Genomic DNA, 16,266 nt, shown 5'->3' with positions numbered 1-16,266 from the left:
TTCGGCCGTGTTTCCACTCCGGGATAGCGCGCTTTCGCGTGCTAGAACGGCGAAGTGCATCTGACGCCGCATGAACGCGACAAGCTCCTCGTGCACGTCGCCGCCGACGTCGCCCGCCGCCGGCTCGAACGCGGCGTGCTGCTCAACTACCCCGAGGCCGTCGCGCTGATCACCGACCACGTGCTGGAGGGCGCGCGGGACGGACGCACGGTCAGCGAGCTCATGGAGAGCGGCAGGACGGTGCTCGCGCCGGAGCAGGTCATGCGGGGCGTGCCGGAGATGATCGACTCGGTGCAGGTGGAGGCGACGTTCCCGGACGGCACGAAGCTCGTCACCGTGCACCACCCGATCGCGCCGTCCGCCGGTCCGGCGCCGGGGGAGGTGGTCGTCGGCGCCGAGCCGGTCGAGCTCAACCCCGGCCGGCCGCGCGTGACGACGGTCGTCGTGAACACCGCCGACCGGCCCGTCCAGGTCGGCTCGCACTTCCACTTCGCCTCGGTCAACACGGGGCTCGAGTTCGACCGCGAGGCCGCGTTCGGCTACCGGCTCGACATCCCCGCGGGCACGGCCGTGCGGTTCGAGCCCGGCGTCGAACGCGAGGTGGTGCTGGTTCCGCTGGCAGGCTCGAGGATCGTCCGGGGGTTGCAGCGATGATCGACCGCGAGCGCTACGCCGACCTGCTGGGGCCGACGACCGGCGACCGGATCCGGCTCGCCGACACCGACCTGTTCATCGAGGTCACCGAGGACCGCTCGCGCGGCGCCACCTCGGGCGACGAGGTGGTCTTCGGCGGTGGCAAGGTCGTCCGCGAGTCGATGGGGCAGGGCATCGCGACCCGTGCCGAGGGGGCTCCCGACCTGGTCATCACCGGTGCGGTGGTCCTCGACCACTGGGGTGTCGTCAAGGCCGACGTCGGCGTGCGGGACGGGCGGATCGTCGCGATCGGCAAGGCGGGCAACCCGGACACGATGGACGGGGTGCACCCGGACCTGGTGATCGGCCCGTCGACGGAGATCCTGTCCGGCAACGGGAAGATCCTCACCGCGGGCGGCATCGACTGCCACGTCCACTTCATCTGCCCGCAGATCGTGGACGAGGCGCTGGCGTCCGGGCTGACCACGCTGATCGGTGGTGGCACCGGTCCGGCGGAGGGCACGAAGGCCACGACCGTCACACCGGGAGCCTGGTACCTCGACCGCATGCTGACGTCGATGGACCACATGCCGATCAACGTGTTGTTGCTGGGCAAGGGGAACACCGTCTCGGAGGAGGGCCTGCGGGAACAGCTCGCGGGCGGCGCGGGCGGGTTCAAGCTGCACGAGGACTGGGGCACGACGCCCGCCGCGATCGACGCCTGCCTGCGGATCGCGGACGAGTCGGGCGTGCAGGTCGCGATCCACACGGACACGTTGAACGAGGCGGGCTTCCTGGAGTCCACTGTGGACGCCATCGGCGGCCGGTCGATCAACGCCTACCACTCCGAGGGCGCCGGCGGCGGGCACGCGCCGGACATCATCCGCGTCGTCTCGCTGCCCAACGTGCTGCCGTCGTCGACGAACCCGACCCGCCCGCACACCGTCAACACGCTCGAGGAACACCTCGACATGCTGATGGTCTGCCACCACCTCAACCCGTCCGTGCCGGAGGACCTGGCGTTCGCGGAGTCGCGGATCAGGCCGACCACGATCGCGGCCGAGGACCTGCTGCACGACCTGGGCGCGATCTCGATGATCTCGTCCGACTCGCAGGCGATGGGCCGCGTCGGCGAGGTGGTCGTCCGGACCTGGCAGACCGCGCACGTGATGTCGTCGCGCCGGTCGCTGGACGAGAACCTGCGGGCACGGCGGTACGTCGCCAAGTACACGATCAACCCCGCGCTGGCGCACGGGATCGCGGACGAGGTCGGGTCCGTGGAGGTCGGCAAGCTCGCCGACCTCGTGCTGTGGGAGCCCAAGTTCTTCGGCGTGCGGCCTTCGGTGGTGCTCAAGGGCGGCTTCATCGCCTGGGGCGCGATGGGGGACGCGAACGCCTCGATCCCGACGCCCCAGCCCGTCTGGGCGCGGCCGATGTTCGGTGCCACGGCCGGTGCGGCCTCGTCGGTGTTCTTCGTGGCGCCGGAGGCCGTCGAGGCCGGGATCGCGGACCGGTACGCGCGGCGGGTCCTGCCGGTGTCGTCGACGCGGTCGGTCAGCAAGGCGGACATGGTGCTCAACGACGCGATGCCGGACGTCCGCGTCGATCCGGACAGCTTCGCCGTGCACGTCGACGGATCGCTGGTCGAGCCCTCGCCGGTCGCGGAGCTGCCGATGGCCCAGCGGTACTTCCTGTTCTGATGCTGACCGCGCTGATCCTCGCCGACTCCCGCTTCCCCGGCGGAGGCCACGTGCACTCCGGCGGCCTGGAAGAGGCCGCCGCGCGCGGGCTGGTGCACGACGAACCGTCGCTGCGGTCCTTCCTGCACGGCCGGTTGCTCGGCGCGGGCCTGCTGGCGGCGGGCTTCGCGGCCGCGGCGGCGCGGGGTGAGGACCTGGCCGGGCTGGACGCGGAGCTGGACGCCCGCACACCTTCGCCCGCCCAACGCGAGGCGTCACGGGCGCAGGGGCGCGGGATGCTGCGGGCCGCCCGCCGGGCCTGGCCCTCCGAGCGCCTGGACGCGCTGCCGCGCGACCCGCACCAGCCGCTGGTGATCGGCGTGCTGGTCGGTGAGCCGTTCGAAGCCGCTCTGACGTGCGCTTACCTGGCTGTGAGCGGGCCCGCGTCGGCGGCGGTGCGGCTGCTGGGGCTCGATCCGTTCGGGGTGAACGCGATCGTGGCCGCGCTGCCCGTGCAGGACGTCGCTTCGAGGGCCTGCAAGGAACTGCCCGCGCTGGGGTCGCCTGCTCTGGATCTTCTGGCAGAAGCACATGCACGACGAGAAGGGGTGCGTCTCTTTGGGAGCTAATCACGGGCCCGACCCGCACGACCACCACCACGGAGCCGCGCCGCGCATCGGCATCGGCGGCCCGGTCGGCAGCGGCAAGACCGCGCTGACCGCGGCGCTGTGCCGCGCGCTGGGCTCGCAGCTGGAGCTGGCGGTCGTCACCAACGACATCTACACGACCGAGGACGCGGACTTCCTGCGTCGCGCCGGCGTGCTCGACCCGTCGCGCATCGAGGCCGTGCAGACGGGCTGCTGCCCGCACACCGCGATCCGCGACGACATCACCGCGAACCTCGACGCCGTGGAGCGCCTGGAGCACCGGTTCGCCAGGCTGGACCTGGTGATCATCGAGAGCGGCGGCGACAACCTGACCGCGGTGTTCTCGCGCGGCCTGGTGGACCGGCAGATCTTCGTCGTCGACGTGGCGGGCGGCGACAAGGTGCCGCGCAAGGGCGGCCCCGGCGTCACGACCGCGGACCTGCTGGTCATCAACAAGACCGACCTCGCCCCGTTCGTCGGCGCGGACATGGACGTCATGATCTCCGACGCGCACCGGGTGCGCGGGGAGCTGCCCGTCATCGCGCAGTCGCTCGTCGAGACCCCGGACGCGCCCGAGGTCGCGAAGTGGGTGCTGGCCCAGCTGTGAAGGCGTCGGCACGGTTGGTCGTCACGCTGGACTCGCACGGCAACAGCGTCGTGCGGGTCCTCCGGTCCATGACACCGTTGACATTGGTGCCGCACCGCCGCGTGGGCCCGGTTGCGCTGGTGCACCTGGTGTCCTCGGTGACGGCACCGCTGGGCGGCGATTCGTTGTCCCTGACCGTCGAAGTCGGTCCCGGGGCCTCGCTCGAGCTCCGAGGTGTTGCGGCGACGCTGTTGCTGCCCGGAACGTCCGGTGCGGCGTCCTCGTCCTCGGTGCGCTTCCTGATCGGGGGAACGTTGTCGTACCGGCCGGAGCCGACGGTCGTGACGGCCCGCGCGCATCACACCGCCGTGGTGGAGGCCGAATTGGACAGTCACGCGGAGTTGCGCACTCGCGAGGTCCTGGCGCTGGGCCGAACCGGTGAGCCCGCCGGCTCGCTGTCCACGTCGGTGCGCGCGACCCGGTGCGGAAAGCCGTTGCTGCACCAGCAGCTCGTCGTCGGCGACTCCCTTGTCGACTCATCGCCCGCCGGCCTCGCGGGCAAGCGCGTGATCGGCACCGACCTGCTCCTGGACGCGAAGGCGCGCCCCGCGGGCGGCGGAGAGTGGTGGAGCGTCGTTCCGTTGGCAGCAGGCGGAACCCTCGCCACCGCACTGGGTGAAGACGTGGTCACCGTCACACGTGTGCTCGATTCCATCTGACTCGATCACGGACTCGATCCAGAACTGTTCTTTGCACGGACAGTCACCGTTCGGGTGGTGGTCATCACCGCGCAGGCGGTTTCGGGATCCGTTCGCCGTGCGTATGGTCGCGGGTCCAGGGACCACGAGTTCTGCCCGCCGCTTGGAGGTTCGCCGATGACGGAGACCACGAACATCGCGCTACCGGCGATGCGCGTGTCCTACGAGCAGGGCTCGCTCAGCGAGTCGGAGCTTGCCGCCACCTGGCACGAACAGCTCCAGCTGTGGCTCGACCAGGCCACGGGAGCCGGCGTGCCGGAGCCCAACGCGATGGTGCTCGCCACCACCGACACCAAGGGCCGCCCGTCGTCGCGCACGGTGCTGGCCAAGGGCCTCGACGCCCGCGGACTCGTGTTCTTCACGAACTACACGTCCAACAAGTCGCACGACCTGATGGCCACCCGCTACGCCTCGGCCACGTTCCCGTGGTTCGCGATGCAGCGCCAGGCCCACGTGCGCGGCACCGTGGAGAAGGTCGGCCCGGTGGAGACCGCCGAGTACTGGAACTCGCGCCCGCGCGGCTCGCAGATCGGCGCCTGGGCCTCGCCGCAGTCCCGAGTGGTCACCGGCAGGTCCACTTTGGATTCCGCGCTGCACAAGATCGAGCGCCAGTTCGCGGACACCGAGAAGATCCCGGTGCCGCCGCACTGGGGCGGGTGGCGGATCCGGCCGGAAGAGGTCGAGTTCTGGCAGGGCCGGCGGGATCGGATGCACGACCGGCTGCGGTTCCGGCTGGGGCGGGACGGGTGGCAGCTGGAGCGGGTCGCTCCGTAGGTTCGGCTGGAGCTTTCGCGATGGGGCGCTTCCTGTGGGCGGGAGGCGCCCCTTTTGCTCGTCGCGGCTCGCTTGTCGCGGCCGGTTGGGGCCGGCGGTCAGGTGGCCCGCCTTCGGCTTCGCGTCGGAATTGTCAGACCCGCTGAGTACGTTCGGTCGCGGGGGACCCGAAATCGAAGGGGACCCCTGCGTCAGCGTGCGTAGCCGCAGCCACCGCCTGGCTGGTGAGCTCCGCTGCCGCCGACAGCCGCTGCCGCCACCCGTACCGCGAGCCGCACCGCCGAGCACCCGGTCCCCGCCACGCCGGTCCCCTCGCCACGGTCCCGCCATGGCCCACGATCACGGTCCCACCGCCACGGCCCCCCACGCCGGTCCCCCACCACGGCCCCGCCACGGCCCACGACCACGGTCCCACCGACACGGTGCCGCCACCCCGGCCCTGCCAACACGGCCCGCCACCGCGGCCCCCACCACCACGGCCACCACTCGTCCGCGCCGCCCCGGCCGTGCCCGGCGCCACCCCTCCGGAACCTGACCCGGCCCCCGGGCGTCCTTCGGGTGGCGCGAATGTCCGATCCCAGCTTCGGCATACTGGGATTTCAGCAACAGCTAGCTACGAGGTGCGATTTCACGTGTGCGGAGTGCTCGGACTCATCTGTTCCACCGAAGCCGCCGCGGCCTCGGCGCGCGGCTCCGTGGCCGCAGCACTGCGCTGCCAGCGGCACCGCGGTCCCGACGAGCAGGACACGTGGGCCGATGCCGAGGTCGTCTACGGGTTCAACCGGCTCGGCTTCATCGACCTGGAGCACTCCCACCAGCCGTTGGTGTGGGGGCCGCCGGAGAACCCGACGCGGTACACGCTGAACTTCAACGGCGAGATCTACAACTACAAGGAGCTGCGGGCCGAGCTGGCCATGCACTTCGGCGCGCACTTCAAGACCAAGGGCGACGGTGAGGCCATCGTCGCCGGGTACCACTACCTCGGGGCCGACTGGGTCAAGCGGCTGCGCGGGATGTTCGCGTTCATGATCTGGGACGCGCAGGAGCGCGTGGTGTTCGGGGCGCGGGACCCGTTCGGGATCAAGCCGCTGTACTGGGCGAGCGGCCCCGGTGGGGTGGCGTTCTCGTCGGAGAAGAAGAGCTTGCTGCAGCTGACCGGTGTGCTCGGGATCAGCCAGGAGCTGGACCAGACGGCGTTGCAGCACTACCTGGTGCTGCAGTACGTGCCGGAGCCCGAGTCGCTGCACAAGGCGATCCGGCGGGTGGAGTCCGGCACGTCGTTCAAGGTCAGCCCGGGTGGGCAGGTGCTGTTCAACCGGTACTTCAAGCCCGTGTTCTCGCCGCGGCCGGTGAACGGGGCGCACGAGGCCGAGGCGCTGCACGAGCGCATCGCCGAGGTCATGCGCGACTCGGTGGCCAAGCACATGATCTCCGACCCGGACGTCACGGTCGGGGCGTTCCTGTCGGGTGGCATCGACTCGACGGCCACGGCGACGCTGGCCAAGTTGCACAACCCGAACCTCATCGCGTTCACCAGCGGTTTCGACCGCCAGGGGTACTCGGAGGTGGACGTCGCCGCGGAGACCGCGGCGGCCATCGGGGTGCGGCACGTCGTGAGGACCGTGTCGCCCGAAGAGATGATGGAAGAGCTGCCGCTGATCCTCTGGTACCTCGACGACCCGGTGGCGGACCCGGCGTTGGTGCCGTTGTACTTCATCGCCAAAGAGGCGCGTAAGTACGTGAAGGCGGTCCTCTCGGGCGAGGGCGCGGACGAGCTGTTCGGCGGCTACGTGATCTACCACGAGCCGTTGTCGCTGGCGCCGTTCGAGAAGGTGCCGGGCGGCGTGCGCAAGCTGATGGGCGCGGTGTCGAAGTCCATTCCGGAGGGTGTGCGCGGCAAGGACCTGCTGCGGCGCGGCTCGCTCAAGCTGGAGGAGCGCTACTACGGCAACGCGCGCAACTTCAGCGACGCGCAGGTGCGGGCGGTGTTCCCCGGTTACAGGGAGGGCATCGGCTTCCAGGACGTCACGGCGCCCTGGTACCGCGAGTCGGAGGACTGGGACCCGGTCGCGCGAATGCAGCACATCGACCTCTTCACGTGGCTGCGCGGCGACATCCTCGTCAAGGCCGACAAGGTGACGATGGCCAACTCCATCGAGCTGCGGGTGCCGTTCCTCGACCCCGAGGTCTTCAAGGTCGCGGCCGAGGTGCCGCTCGACCAGAAGCTCACCGAGGGCACGACCAAGTACGCGCTGCGCAAGGCGCTGGCCAAGATCATCCCGGCGCACGTGCTGAACCGGCCGAAGCTCGGCTTCCCGGTGCCGATCCGGCACTGGCTGCGCGCCGAGATGTACGACTGGGCGCGCGGGATCATCAACGACTCGCAGACCGGCCACCTGCTCGACAAGAACGCCGTGCTCGACCTGCTCGCCGAGCACAGGTCGGAGCAGTTCGACCGCAGCCGGCAGCTCTGGAGCCTGCTGTGCTTCATGATCTGGCACGGGATCTTCGTCGAGGGCCGGATCAGCCCGAAGGTGCCGGAGCCGGTGTACCCGGTGCGCCTCTAGCCGAGTGGTCTTGGTGACATCCCCACGTGAAGCGGATGTTAGTTGTCATAGGCTAACCATGTGGCCACTGTGGGGAGAAGCGCGCGTTCGACGTTCGTGATCGACACCCGTCCGTTGAAGATCGTCGCGTACCGGCGGTTGTGGCTCTCCACGATCGTGACGGCGGTGGGCTCCCAGCTCACCGCCGTCGCTGTCCCCAAGCAGGTCTACGACCTCACCGGCTCGTCGGCGTGGGTCGGCATCGCCGCCGGTGTCGCGCTCGTCCCGCTGCTCGTCTTCGGGCTCTGGGGTGGTGCGATCGCGGACACCGTCGACCGCCGGAAGCTGATGCTCGTCACCAACGCCGGCATCGCCGTCTCGTCGGTGCTGCTCTGGGTGCAGGCGGCGCTGGGCGTCGGTTCGGTGTGGCTCGTCATCGCGTTGCTCGGCCTGCAGCAGGTGTTCTTCGCGGCCAACGCCCCGGCGCGTTCGGCGGCGATCGCGAGGCTCGTGCCGGCGGAGCTGCTGCCGTCCGCGGGGGCCCTCGGCTCGACGGTCATGCAGTTCGGCGCGGTGCTCGGGCCGTTGCTCGCGGGTGCGTTCATGCCGGTCGTCGGGCTTTCGACGCTCTACCTGGTGGACGCGATCGCGCTCACCGCCACGGTCTACGCGGTGTGGAAGCTGCCCGCGATGCCCCCGCTGGACGGGGTGGTCCGCCGCGCGGGCCTGAGGGACGTGCTCGACGGGTTCGTCTACCTGTGGGCGCAGAAGGTGCTGATGGCGAGCATGCTGCTCGACATCATCGCGATGGTGTTCGGCATGCCGCGGGCGCTGTTCCCGGAGATGGCGCAGCACACGTTCGGCGACCCGGCGGGCGGTGGGTTCGCGCTCGGCGTGCTGTTCGCGGCGATCCCGGTCGGCGCGGTGATCTGCGGGCTGACGTCCGGGTGGATCTCGAACATCAACCGGCACGGCGTCGCGCTGACGCTGGCCGTGGTGGGCTGGGGCCTCGCGATCACCGGCTTCGGCCTCGCGGGCTCGCTGTGGGTCGCGGCGGCGTTCCTGGCGCTCGCCGGTGCGGCGGACATGGTGTCGATGGCGTTCCGGGGCGCGATCCTGCAGTCGGCCGCGACCGACGAGATGCGCGGGCGGATGCAGGGCGTCTTCATCGTCGTCGTGGCGGGAGGCCCGCGCGTCGCGGACCTGTTGCACGGCACGGGTGGCGCGGCGTTCGGCACCGCGGCGGCCGTGTCCGTCGGTGGCCTGCTGGTGGTCGTGGCGTCGGTCGCCATGGTCGCCCTGATGCCGGCGATCTGGCGCTACCGCGTCAACTCCGCGGACTGATCTCGGCCGGGCCCGGCGCGGTGATCTCCGCTGCGGTTCCCCAGTCGGAGAAGCGGGCCTCGTCGACGATCCGCGCACCCTGGAACTGCGTGTAGAACGCGATGCGGACCGGCAGGCCGGCGCCGTCGAGCTCGATCTCCCCGGTCGAGCCCGCGACCTGCTGGTCGAGGGCGAGCTTGAGCTCGGTGCGCAGGCCCTCGTCGGCGAGGGCGTCGTAGGCCTTCCGGTAGTCGACGGCGATCGAGTACCGGGTGTTCCCGCCGACCTGCGCCGTCAGCTCCAGCTCGCCGCCGGCCTTGATCACCGGCAGGTGGTAGGTGGTGAAGGCGGCCTGCTGGAAGACGACGTCGTGGAACCCGAGCATCGTCGTGGTGAAGTCGTCGTCGACCCTGCGGTCGAGCCGCACCCACGGCTTCTCGGCGGGCAGCCCGAACAGCGCGGCCGGCAGCTTCACGAACGCGGCGTCCTTCGCGGTCGAGACGAGCCGCAGCTCCACCGCGTCACCGCCGGACCGCACGGGACGGGTGGTCGTCGCGTCCATGCCCGGCACCTCACCGCCCAGCCGCACGGTGCCGTTCGACGGGTACCGCACGCCGCCCCCGGTCGCCGGCGGCGCGATGGTGAAGCGGTACGCGCCCTTCTCGGCGACGGACTTCTCCACCGCGGCCACCAGGCTCTTCACGTCGCGGTGCTGCGGAGCGTCCTCACCCGCGGGTTCGGACGAGGAGCAGGCGGTCAGCGCCAAGGCGGCGATGATCGCTGTTGCCGCGAGTCTCATCGTCCGATTGTTACACCAATCGGGTGAGGTCAGCGTCCGTTCTCGCAGGTGACCGGCAGAACGTGCAGAATCTTCGGGCATGGCTGAAGCGACTCCGCGAACGGAGCAACCAGAGCTGCACCGGGCGATCGGCCCGAAGCTGCTGCTGTTCTTCGTCGTCGGCGACATCCTCGGTACCGGCATCTACGCCCTCACCGGCAACGTGGCCGGCAAGATCGGCGGCGCTCTCTGGCTGCCCTTCCTGCTCGCGTTCGTGGTGGCGTTCCTGACCGCGTTCAGCTACCTCGAACTGGTCGGCAAGTACCCGAAGGCCGCCGGCGCGGCGCTCTACACGAACAGGGCGTTCGGGATCCACTTCCTGACGTTCATGGTCGCGTTCGCCGTCATGTGCTCCGGCATCACGTCGGCGTCGTCGGCGGCTCTCGCGTTCGGCCGCACGTACCTGAGGCAGCTGCTCGTCGAGTTCTTCGACGTCGCGCTCAGCCCGGAGTCGCTCGTCATCACGGGCATCGCGATCCTCTTCATCGCCGGTCTCGCCCTGATCAACTTCCGCGGCGTGTCCGAGTCGGTCAAGACGAACGTGGTGCTGACCTGCATCGAGCTGTCCGGCCTGGTGATCATCATCCTGATCGGCGTCTGGGCCGTCCTGAACGGCGACGGCGAACCCGGCAGGCTCACCGAGATCAACGTGCCGTCGGACGGCAGCGTGGTGCTCGCGGTCACCTCGGCCACGGCGCTCGCGTTCTTCGCGATGGTCGGCTTCGAGGACTCGGTGAACATGGCCGAGGAGTGCAAGAGCCCGGCCAAGATCTTCCCGCGCGCCATGCTGTGGGGCATGGGCATCGCCGCCCTGATCTACGTCCTGGTCGCGATCACGTCGTCGCTGCTGATCCCGTCCGACGAGCTCGCCAAGGCGGGCAGCAGCGCGTTGCTGAGGGTCGTCACCGTCGGTGCGCCCGGCTTCCCGTTGTGGATCTTCGCGTTGATCGGTCTGCTGGCCGTCATCAACTCGGCGCTGATCAACATGCTGATGGCGTCGAGGTTGTTGTACGGCATGGCGAACGAGAAGATCATCCCGCAGTTCTTCGGCACCGTGCACCCGTTCCGCCGCACGCCGTGGATCTCGATCGTCTTCACGACCGGCGTCGCGGTGATCCTGGTGTCCACCGCGGACATCGGCAAGCTCGGCGGCACGACGTCGTTGCTGCTGCTGATCGTCTTCACCATCGTCAACGTCGCCTGCCTCGTGCTGCGCCGCGAGAAGTCGGATCACGAGCACTTCCGCGCGCCGACGTGGGCTCCGGTGCTCGGCGCGATCACGTGCGCGTACCTCGCGATGCCGGTGCTCTCGGGCCGCCCGTGGGCCGACTACGTGATCGCGGGCTGGCTGCTGCTCGCCGGCCTGGTGCTCTGGGGCATCAACCGCGTGCTGCACGGCAAGGTGGAGATGCACCCGGAGAACCTCGGCAAGTAGCCGCTCAGTCCAGCAGGTGCTTCAGGAACCGGTCGGGCCCACCCAGGAAGTTGCGGGTGAGCGCGACCGGTTCCGCCGTGTCGTAGGTGACCTCGTCGATCGTGTCGGTGATCTCCAGGATCGTCGCGCCCGGCGCCGCGAGCAGGATCGGCGAGTGCGTGGCGATGATGAACTGCGACCCTTCCCCGACGAGCTCGTGCATGCGCCTCAGGACCGTGAGGCAGCCTTTGACCGACAGCGCGGCCTCCGGCTCGTCCAGCACGTAGAGGCCCTTGCCGCCGAACCGGTGCGTCATCAGGTCGATGAAGCTCTCGCCGTGTGACCGCTCGTGCAACGACTTCCCGCCGTACGACGCGTGGATCCCCGCGCCGATCCGGTCGATCTCGGTGATGACGTTGTAGAACGACTCCGCCCTCAGGAAGAACCCCGTGCGGGGTTTCCTGGTGCCCCAGCTGAGCGTCAGGTGGTCGCCGAGCGAGGACTCCGTGGCCTTCGTGGCGAAGCGGAACGACTGCGTGCCGCCCTCCGCGTTGAACCCGGCCGCCACGGCGATCGCCTCGACCAGCGTCGACTTGCCCGCGCCGTTGTCGCCGACGAGGAACGTGACCGGCGTCCGGAGGTCGACCGGGTTCTCCAGCAGGTGCCGGACGACCGGCAGCGTGAACGGGTAGCGGCGCGTGTCGTGCCGCCCGTCCAGCCGGATCTGGCGGATGAAGGTCACGCCAGCCTGGCCAGCTCGACCGGGTCGTGGGCGCAGAACACCTCGACCTCGCCCCGCGCCTTGAGCTCCCTCAGTCGTTCCACATTGGACAGACGCTGCTCGCGGATCGTCTCGGTCTGCCTGGCGGTGAGCTTGAGCGCGAAGATGGTGCTCGGCGGCGTCTCGACCTCGCCGCGGTAGAAGTACGCGTCGCCGGCGTGCAGCATCCAGCCGTCGTCCCCCTTGACCGCGACGCCCGTGTGGCCGCGGGTGTGACCGATCAGCGGCACGAGCAGGATGTCGTCCGGCAGCCCCGCGACGTCCTGCACGGCCTGGAACCCGAACCAGTCCTCGCCCTCCGCCCTGTGCGTGCGGAAGGTGACGCCTTCCCGCTGCGCCTTCGGGTACCGCGCCCGCTCCTTGACGTTGCGCGGGTTGCTCGCCGCCTCCAGCTCGGAGTCGAGCACGTGCACCGTGGCCTTCGGGAAGTCGCGCAACCCGCCCGCGTGGTCGAGGTCGAGGTGCGTGAGCAGGACGTGCCGCACGTCGTCGGCGGTGTACCCGCGCCGCTCGACCTGGCTGATCGCCGTCTCGTTGATGTCGAGCACCGGCTGGAGCAGCTTGCGGCTCAGCGGGTCGATCGTCGCCTTGGGGTTCGTCATCTCGTTCATGCCGAACCCGGTGTCGACCAGCACGAGCCCCTGGTCGGTCTCGACCAGCAGGCAGTGGGCCACCAGCCCGCCCGCGACCAGGGGCGGCCGGAACGTGGCGCAGTTCAGATGGTGAACCTTCATGGGCGAATCCTTCCGCTGGCCCCGTAGGCTTCAGCCTCATGTTGGGGATCTCGTACGAGGGTGCCACCGCCGTGATCACGACTGTAGGCGCGGGCCTGCGGTCCTTCGAGGTGGACGGCGTCCCGTACGTCGAGACGTTCGGCGCCGACGAGAAACCGCCGATGAGCGCGGGCGCCGTCCTGGTGCCGTGGCCGAACCGGACAGCAGGCGCGTCTTGGGTGCTGGACGGCGTGCGGCAGCAGCTCGAGGTCACCGAGCCGGCCCGGGGAAACGCTGTCCACGGGTTGCTGCGCCGACGTCCTTGGTCCGTGCTGGAGCACACCGGCTCCTTGGTGTCGTTGCGCGCGTTGATCGAGCCCCAGGCGGGATGGCCCGTCGCTCTCGACGTCACGGTGTCCTACGCACTGGATGATCGCGGTCTCACGGTCACGCACGGGGTCACGAACGTCGGGGACACGGCCACGCCGTTCGGGGTGGGGACGCACCCCTACCCTCGGGCTGGGAACGCTTCCACGGACTCGTGCACCTTGACGCTGGCCGCGACCTCGGTGCTGCCGCTCGACGTCGAGCGGATGGTGCCTTCCGGGCCCGCCGTGCCGGTGGAGGGGACGCCGTTCGACTTCCGCGGCGGGCGGCTGCTCGAGGGCGTCCGGCTGGACACGCCGTTCGGCGGGTGTGAGCCTTCGGAGGACGGGCTGGTCCACCACACCCTGGTCGCCGAGAACGGCGGGGTGGAGGTGTGGGCGGATCCGGCGTTCCGGTGGGTTCAGGTCTACACGCCCGATTCCTACCCCGGGCGGGGGCGGGCCGTGGCCGTCGAGCCGATGACCTGCCCGCCGGACGCCCTGAACTCCGGGGTGGACCTGATCTGGGTTTCTCCGGGGGAGTCCTGGGGGGCTCGGTGGGGGATCCGGCCGTTGAGCTCCTGATCTTGTCGGGGGTGCTGGGTAGGTTGTGTTGCGAGGGGTCCTGAGGGTGGGGGGACGCCTGCGTTAGCTTGCGTTCGCGTGGGTGTGCGCGCTCTGTCCGTAGCGTTCCCCTGTTGCGTTGGCGGGAGCGTCTGCTCAGGACGGCTCGCCTTCGGCATCGCGCGTGAGGCGGCTCGCCTTTGGCGTCGTGTGTGAGCGGTCAGGGGTGGCCGTCGGTCCGCCCAACCGTTAGCGTTGCTAACCATGAACATCGCGATCACCGGGGGCTACGTCGTGCCCGTCGACGGCGACCCCGTCGAAGGCGGCACCGTCCTCGTCCAGGACGGGAAGATCGTCGCGGTCGGCGCTGACGTCGACGTTCCGGACGGCGTCGAGGTCGTCGACGCGGGCGGGGCCTGGGTGTTGCCCGGCTTCGTCGAGGCCCACGGGCACATCGGTGTCCACGAGGAGGCCGAGGGGTGGGCCGGGCAGGACACCAACGAGATGACCGATCCCGTCGGGGCTCGGATGCGGGCGCTGGACGCTATCAACCCTGCTGACCTGGGCTTTGCCGACGCGCTCAGTGGTGGTGTCACGACGGCGGTGATCAAGCCCGGGTCGGGCAACCCCATCGGTGGGCAGACGGTCGCGGTGAAGTGCTGGGGGCGGACCGTCGACGAGATGCTCGTCAAGGAGCCCGTCAGCGTGAAGAGCGCGCTCGGCGAGAACCCGAAGCGGGTCTACGGCGAAAAGGGGAAGCTGCCCGCCACGCGGCAGGGGGTGGCGGCGGTCATCCGCGACGAGCTGACCAAGGCGCAGGACTACCTCGCCAAGAAGGCCGAGGCGGAGGCGGACGGGAAGCCGTTCGACCGCAACACCACGCTCGAGGTCCTCGGCAAGGTGCTCACCGGTGAGCTGGCGTGGTGCCAGCACGCGCACCGGGCCGACGACATCGCCACGGCGATCCGCCTGTCCGAGGAGTTCGGGTACCGGCTGATCCTCAACCACGGCACCGAAGGCCACCTGATCGCGGACGTCATCGCGGACAAGCGGATCCCGGTCATCATCGGGCCGCTGTTCACCTCGCGGTCCAAAGTGGAGCTGCGCAACCGCGGGCTGCGCAACCCCGGCATCCTGGCGCGGGCCGGGGTGGAGCTGGCGATCACGACGGACCACCCCGTCGTGCCCATCCACTTCCTGGTGCACCAGGCCACGCTGTCGGTGAAGGAAGGGCTCGACAGCGACGTGGCGCTGCGGTCGATCACGACCAACCCCGCGCGGATCATGGGGCTCGACGACCGGGTCGGGTCGTTGAAGCCGGGGCTCGACGGTGACGTCGTCATCTGGTCGGGGGACCCGCTCGACGTGATGAGCCGGGCCCTGCGCGTGTTCGTGCAGGGGCGCGAGGTCTACACGTGGGACGACAGCAAGGGGGAAGGGGTCGTCGCCGACCCCTTCTACCGCGAGCGCGGCTAGCTAGCGCAGGCCTCGGCCGATCACGAGGCGCTGGATCTGGTTGGTGCCCTCGAAGATCTGCAGGACCTTGGCCTCGCGCATGTAGCGCTCCACCGGGAAGTCGCGGGTGTAGCCGGCGCCGCCGAGCACCTGGACGGCGTCGGTCGTCACCTTCATCGCCGCGTCGGTGGCGACGAGCTTGGCGATCGACGCCTGCTGGCGGAACGGGAGCCCGCGGTCGCGGCGGCGGGCGGCCTGCAGGTACGTGGCGCGCGCCGACTCGACGGCCGCGGCCATGTCGGCCAGGAGGAACTCGAGGCCCTGGAACTCGATGATCGGACGGCCGAACTGGGTGCGGGTCTTGGCGTACGCGACCGCTTCGTCCAACGCCGCCTGCGCGAGACCCACGGCGCACGCCGCGATGCCGAGGCGGCCGGAGTCCAAAGCGGACAGTGCGATCTTGAGGCCGTCGCCCTCCTCGCCGATCAGGCGGTCGGCCTCGAAGTGCACGTCGGCGAACTCGAGCTGGGCGGTGATGGAGCCGGTGAGGCCCATCTTCCGCTCGGGGGTCAGCGCGGTGAGACCCCGCGTCTCGCCGGGCGCGAGGAAGCAGGAGATGCCGCGGCCCGCGTCGGGGGACGTGCGGGCCATCAGGGTGTAGAAGTCGGCGGCGCCGGCGTGCGTGATCCACGCCTTGGTGCCGTTCACGACGTACTCGGATCCCTTGCGGACCGCGCGGGTCGCCATGGCGGCCGGGTCGGAGCCCGCCTGGACCTCCGACAGCGCGTAGCCGCCGAGCAGTTCGCCCTCGAGCATCTCGGGGAGCCAGCGGTCCTGCTGCTCGCGGGTGCCGAACGTGGCCAGGCCGTAGCACGACATCACGTGCACCGAGAGGCCCACGGCGACCGTCATCCACGCCGAGGCGACCTCTTCGAGCGCCTGCAGGTACACCTCGTAGGGCTGCTCGCCGCCACCGAACTCCTCGGGGTACGGCAGGCCGAGCAGACCCGTCCTGCCCAGCAGGCGGAACGCGTCGCGGGGGAACTTCTCGTTCTCCTCGGCGTCCGCGGCGTGGGGCTTGAGCTCGTCCCGCGCGATCTCCCTGACCAGCGCGATCAGGTCCTCGGCCTCTTGGGTGGGGAGCAGCCGCTCGGCGGGCATCGTCGACCTCCGGTGGTGTACTGGTAGCA

15 protein-coding genes are annotated in these 16,266 nt (G+C 70.2%); 11 read left to right on the top strand and 4 right to left on the bottom strand.

Features of this window, described 5'->3' with window-relative positions; translation table 11 throughout:
• Window positions 1–54: 54 nt before the first annotated feature.
• The 8 genes from V1227_RS25240 to V1227_RS25205 all read left to right on the top strand — a co-directional run bounded on the left by V1227_RS25240 (window position 55) and on the right by V1227_RS25205 (window position 8,967).
• Entirely contained in the window at window positions 55–654 is a 600-nt protein-coding gene (locus tag V1227_RS25240; RefSeq protein WP_329787968.1) for an urease subunit gamma, read from the top strand.
• Window positions 651–2,333: an urease subunit alpha gene (locus V1227_RS25235; protein ID WP_329787967.1), complete on the top strand. Its 1,683-nt coding sequence runs from the start codon at window positions 651–653 to the stop codon at window positions 2,331–2,333. The genes V1227_RS25240 and V1227_RS25235 overlap by 4 nt, the downstream gene beginning before the upstream one ends.
• Entirely contained in the window at window positions 2,333–2,941 is a 609-nt protein-coding gene (locus V1227_RS25230; protein ID WP_374236846.1) for an urease accessory protein UreF, read from the top strand. The genes V1227_RS25235 and V1227_RS25230 overlap by 1 nt, the downstream gene beginning before the upstream one ends.
• Complete coding sequence (gene ureG / locus V1227_RS25225) at window positions 2,931–3,566, top strand: urease accessory protein UreG (RefSeq protein WP_329787966.1); 636 nt, start codon at window positions 2,931–2,933, stop codon at window positions 3,564–3,566. The genes V1227_RS25230 and ureG overlap by 11 nt, the downstream gene beginning before the upstream one ends.
• The gene (locus V1227_RS25220) at window positions 3,563–4,264 is read left to right on the top strand and encodes an urease accessory protein UreD (RefSeq protein ID WP_329787965.1); all 702 of its coding nucleotides are present in this window, start codon (window positions 3,563–3,565) and stop codon (window positions 4,262–4,264) included. The genes ureG and V1227_RS25220 overlap by 4 nt, the downstream gene beginning before the upstream one ends.
• A 156-nt stretch (window positions 4,265–4,420) precedes the next feature.
• Window positions 4,421–5,077 (top strand): pyridoxamine 5'-phosphate oxidase, encoded by a 657-nt coding sequence (pdxH, locus tag V1227_RS25215; protein WP_329787964.1) that lies wholly within the window; start codon window positions 4,421–4,423, stop codon window positions 5,075–5,077.
• 632 nt (window positions 5,078–5,709) lie between these two features.
• Window positions 5,710–7,644 (top strand): asparagine synthase (glutamine-hydrolyzing), encoded by a 1,935-nt coding sequence (asnB, locus tag V1227_RS25210; RefSeq protein ID WP_329787963.1) that lies wholly within the window; start codon window positions 5,710–5,712, stop codon window positions 7,642–7,644.
• A 60-nt stretch (window positions 7,645–7,704) separates the two neighbouring features.
• On the top strand, window positions 7,705–8,967 hold the full coding sequence (locus V1227_RS25205; RefSeq protein ID WP_329787962.1) for an MFS transporter: 1,263 nt from the start codon (window positions 7,705–7,707) through the stop codon (window positions 8,965–8,967).
• Here the strand turns inward: V1227_RS25205 and V1227_RS25200 are convergent.
• Window positions 8,951–9,745: a hypothetical protein gene (locus V1227_RS25200; RefSeq protein WP_329787961.1), complete on the bottom strand. Its 795-nt coding sequence runs from the start codon at window positions 9,743–9,745 to the stop codon at window positions 8,951–8,953. The genes V1227_RS25205 and V1227_RS25200 overlap by 17 nt on opposite strands.
• A 79-nt stretch (window positions 9,746–9,824) precedes the next feature.
• Between V1227_RS25200 and V1227_RS25195 the strand changes: the two genes are divergently transcribed.
• The gene (locus V1227_RS25195; RefSeq protein WP_329787960.1) at window positions 9,825–11,219 is read left to right on the top strand and encodes an APC family permease; all 1,395 of its coding nucleotides are present in this window, start codon (window positions 9,825–9,827) and stop codon (window positions 11,217–11,219) included.
• Window positions 11,220–11,223: 4 nt separating this feature from the next.
• On the opposite strand, the gene V1227_RS25190 is transcribed toward V1227_RS25195, so the two are convergent.
• Entirely contained in the window at window positions 11,224–11,940 is a 717-nt protein-coding gene (locus V1227_RS25190; protein WP_329787959.1) for an AAA family ATPase, read from the bottom strand.
• Window positions 11,937–12,713, bottom strand: a complete 777-nt coding sequence (locus tag V1227_RS25185) for an MBL fold metallo-hydrolase (RefSeq protein ID WP_329787958.1) — start codon at window positions 12,711–12,713, stop codon at window positions 11,937–11,939. Before V1227_RS25185 ends, V1227_RS25190 begins: the two co-directional genes overlap by 4 nt.
• A gap of 38 nt (window positions 12,714–12,751) precedes the next feature.
• Here V1227_RS25185 and V1227_RS25180 point away from each other — a divergent pair, with 38 nt between their 5' ends.
• Window positions 12,752–13,642 (top strand): aldose 1-epimerase family protein, encoded by an 891-nt coding sequence (locus V1227_RS25180; RefSeq protein ID WP_329787957.1) that lies wholly within the window; start codon window positions 12,752–12,754, stop codon window positions 13,640–13,642.
• Window positions 13,643–13,885: 243 nt separating this feature from the next.
• Window positions 13,886–15,097 (top strand): amidohydrolase, encoded by a 1,212-nt coding sequence (locus V1227_RS25175; RefSeq protein ID WP_329787956.1) that lies wholly within the window; start codon window positions 13,886–13,888, stop codon window positions 15,095–15,097.
• Here the strand turns inward: V1227_RS25175 and V1227_RS25170 are convergent, their stop codons facing one another.
• Complete coding sequence (locus V1227_RS25170) at window positions 15,098–16,237, bottom strand: acyl-CoA dehydrogenase family protein (protein WP_329787955.1); 1,140 nt, start codon at window positions 16,235–16,237, stop codon at window positions 15,098–15,100.
• Between the last annotated feature and the right edge of the window lie 29 nt (window positions 16,238–16,266).

Origin of the sequence: Lentzea sp. DG1S-22 (assembly GCF_036321065.1) — a bacterium.
GTDB lineage: Bacteria > Actinomycetota > Actinomycetes > Mycobacteriales > Pseudonocardiaceae > Lentzea > Lentzea jiangxiensis.
The sequence above is the reverse complement of the archived record's forward strand: the minus strand, read 5'-3'. Positions and strand labels throughout refer to the sequence as shown.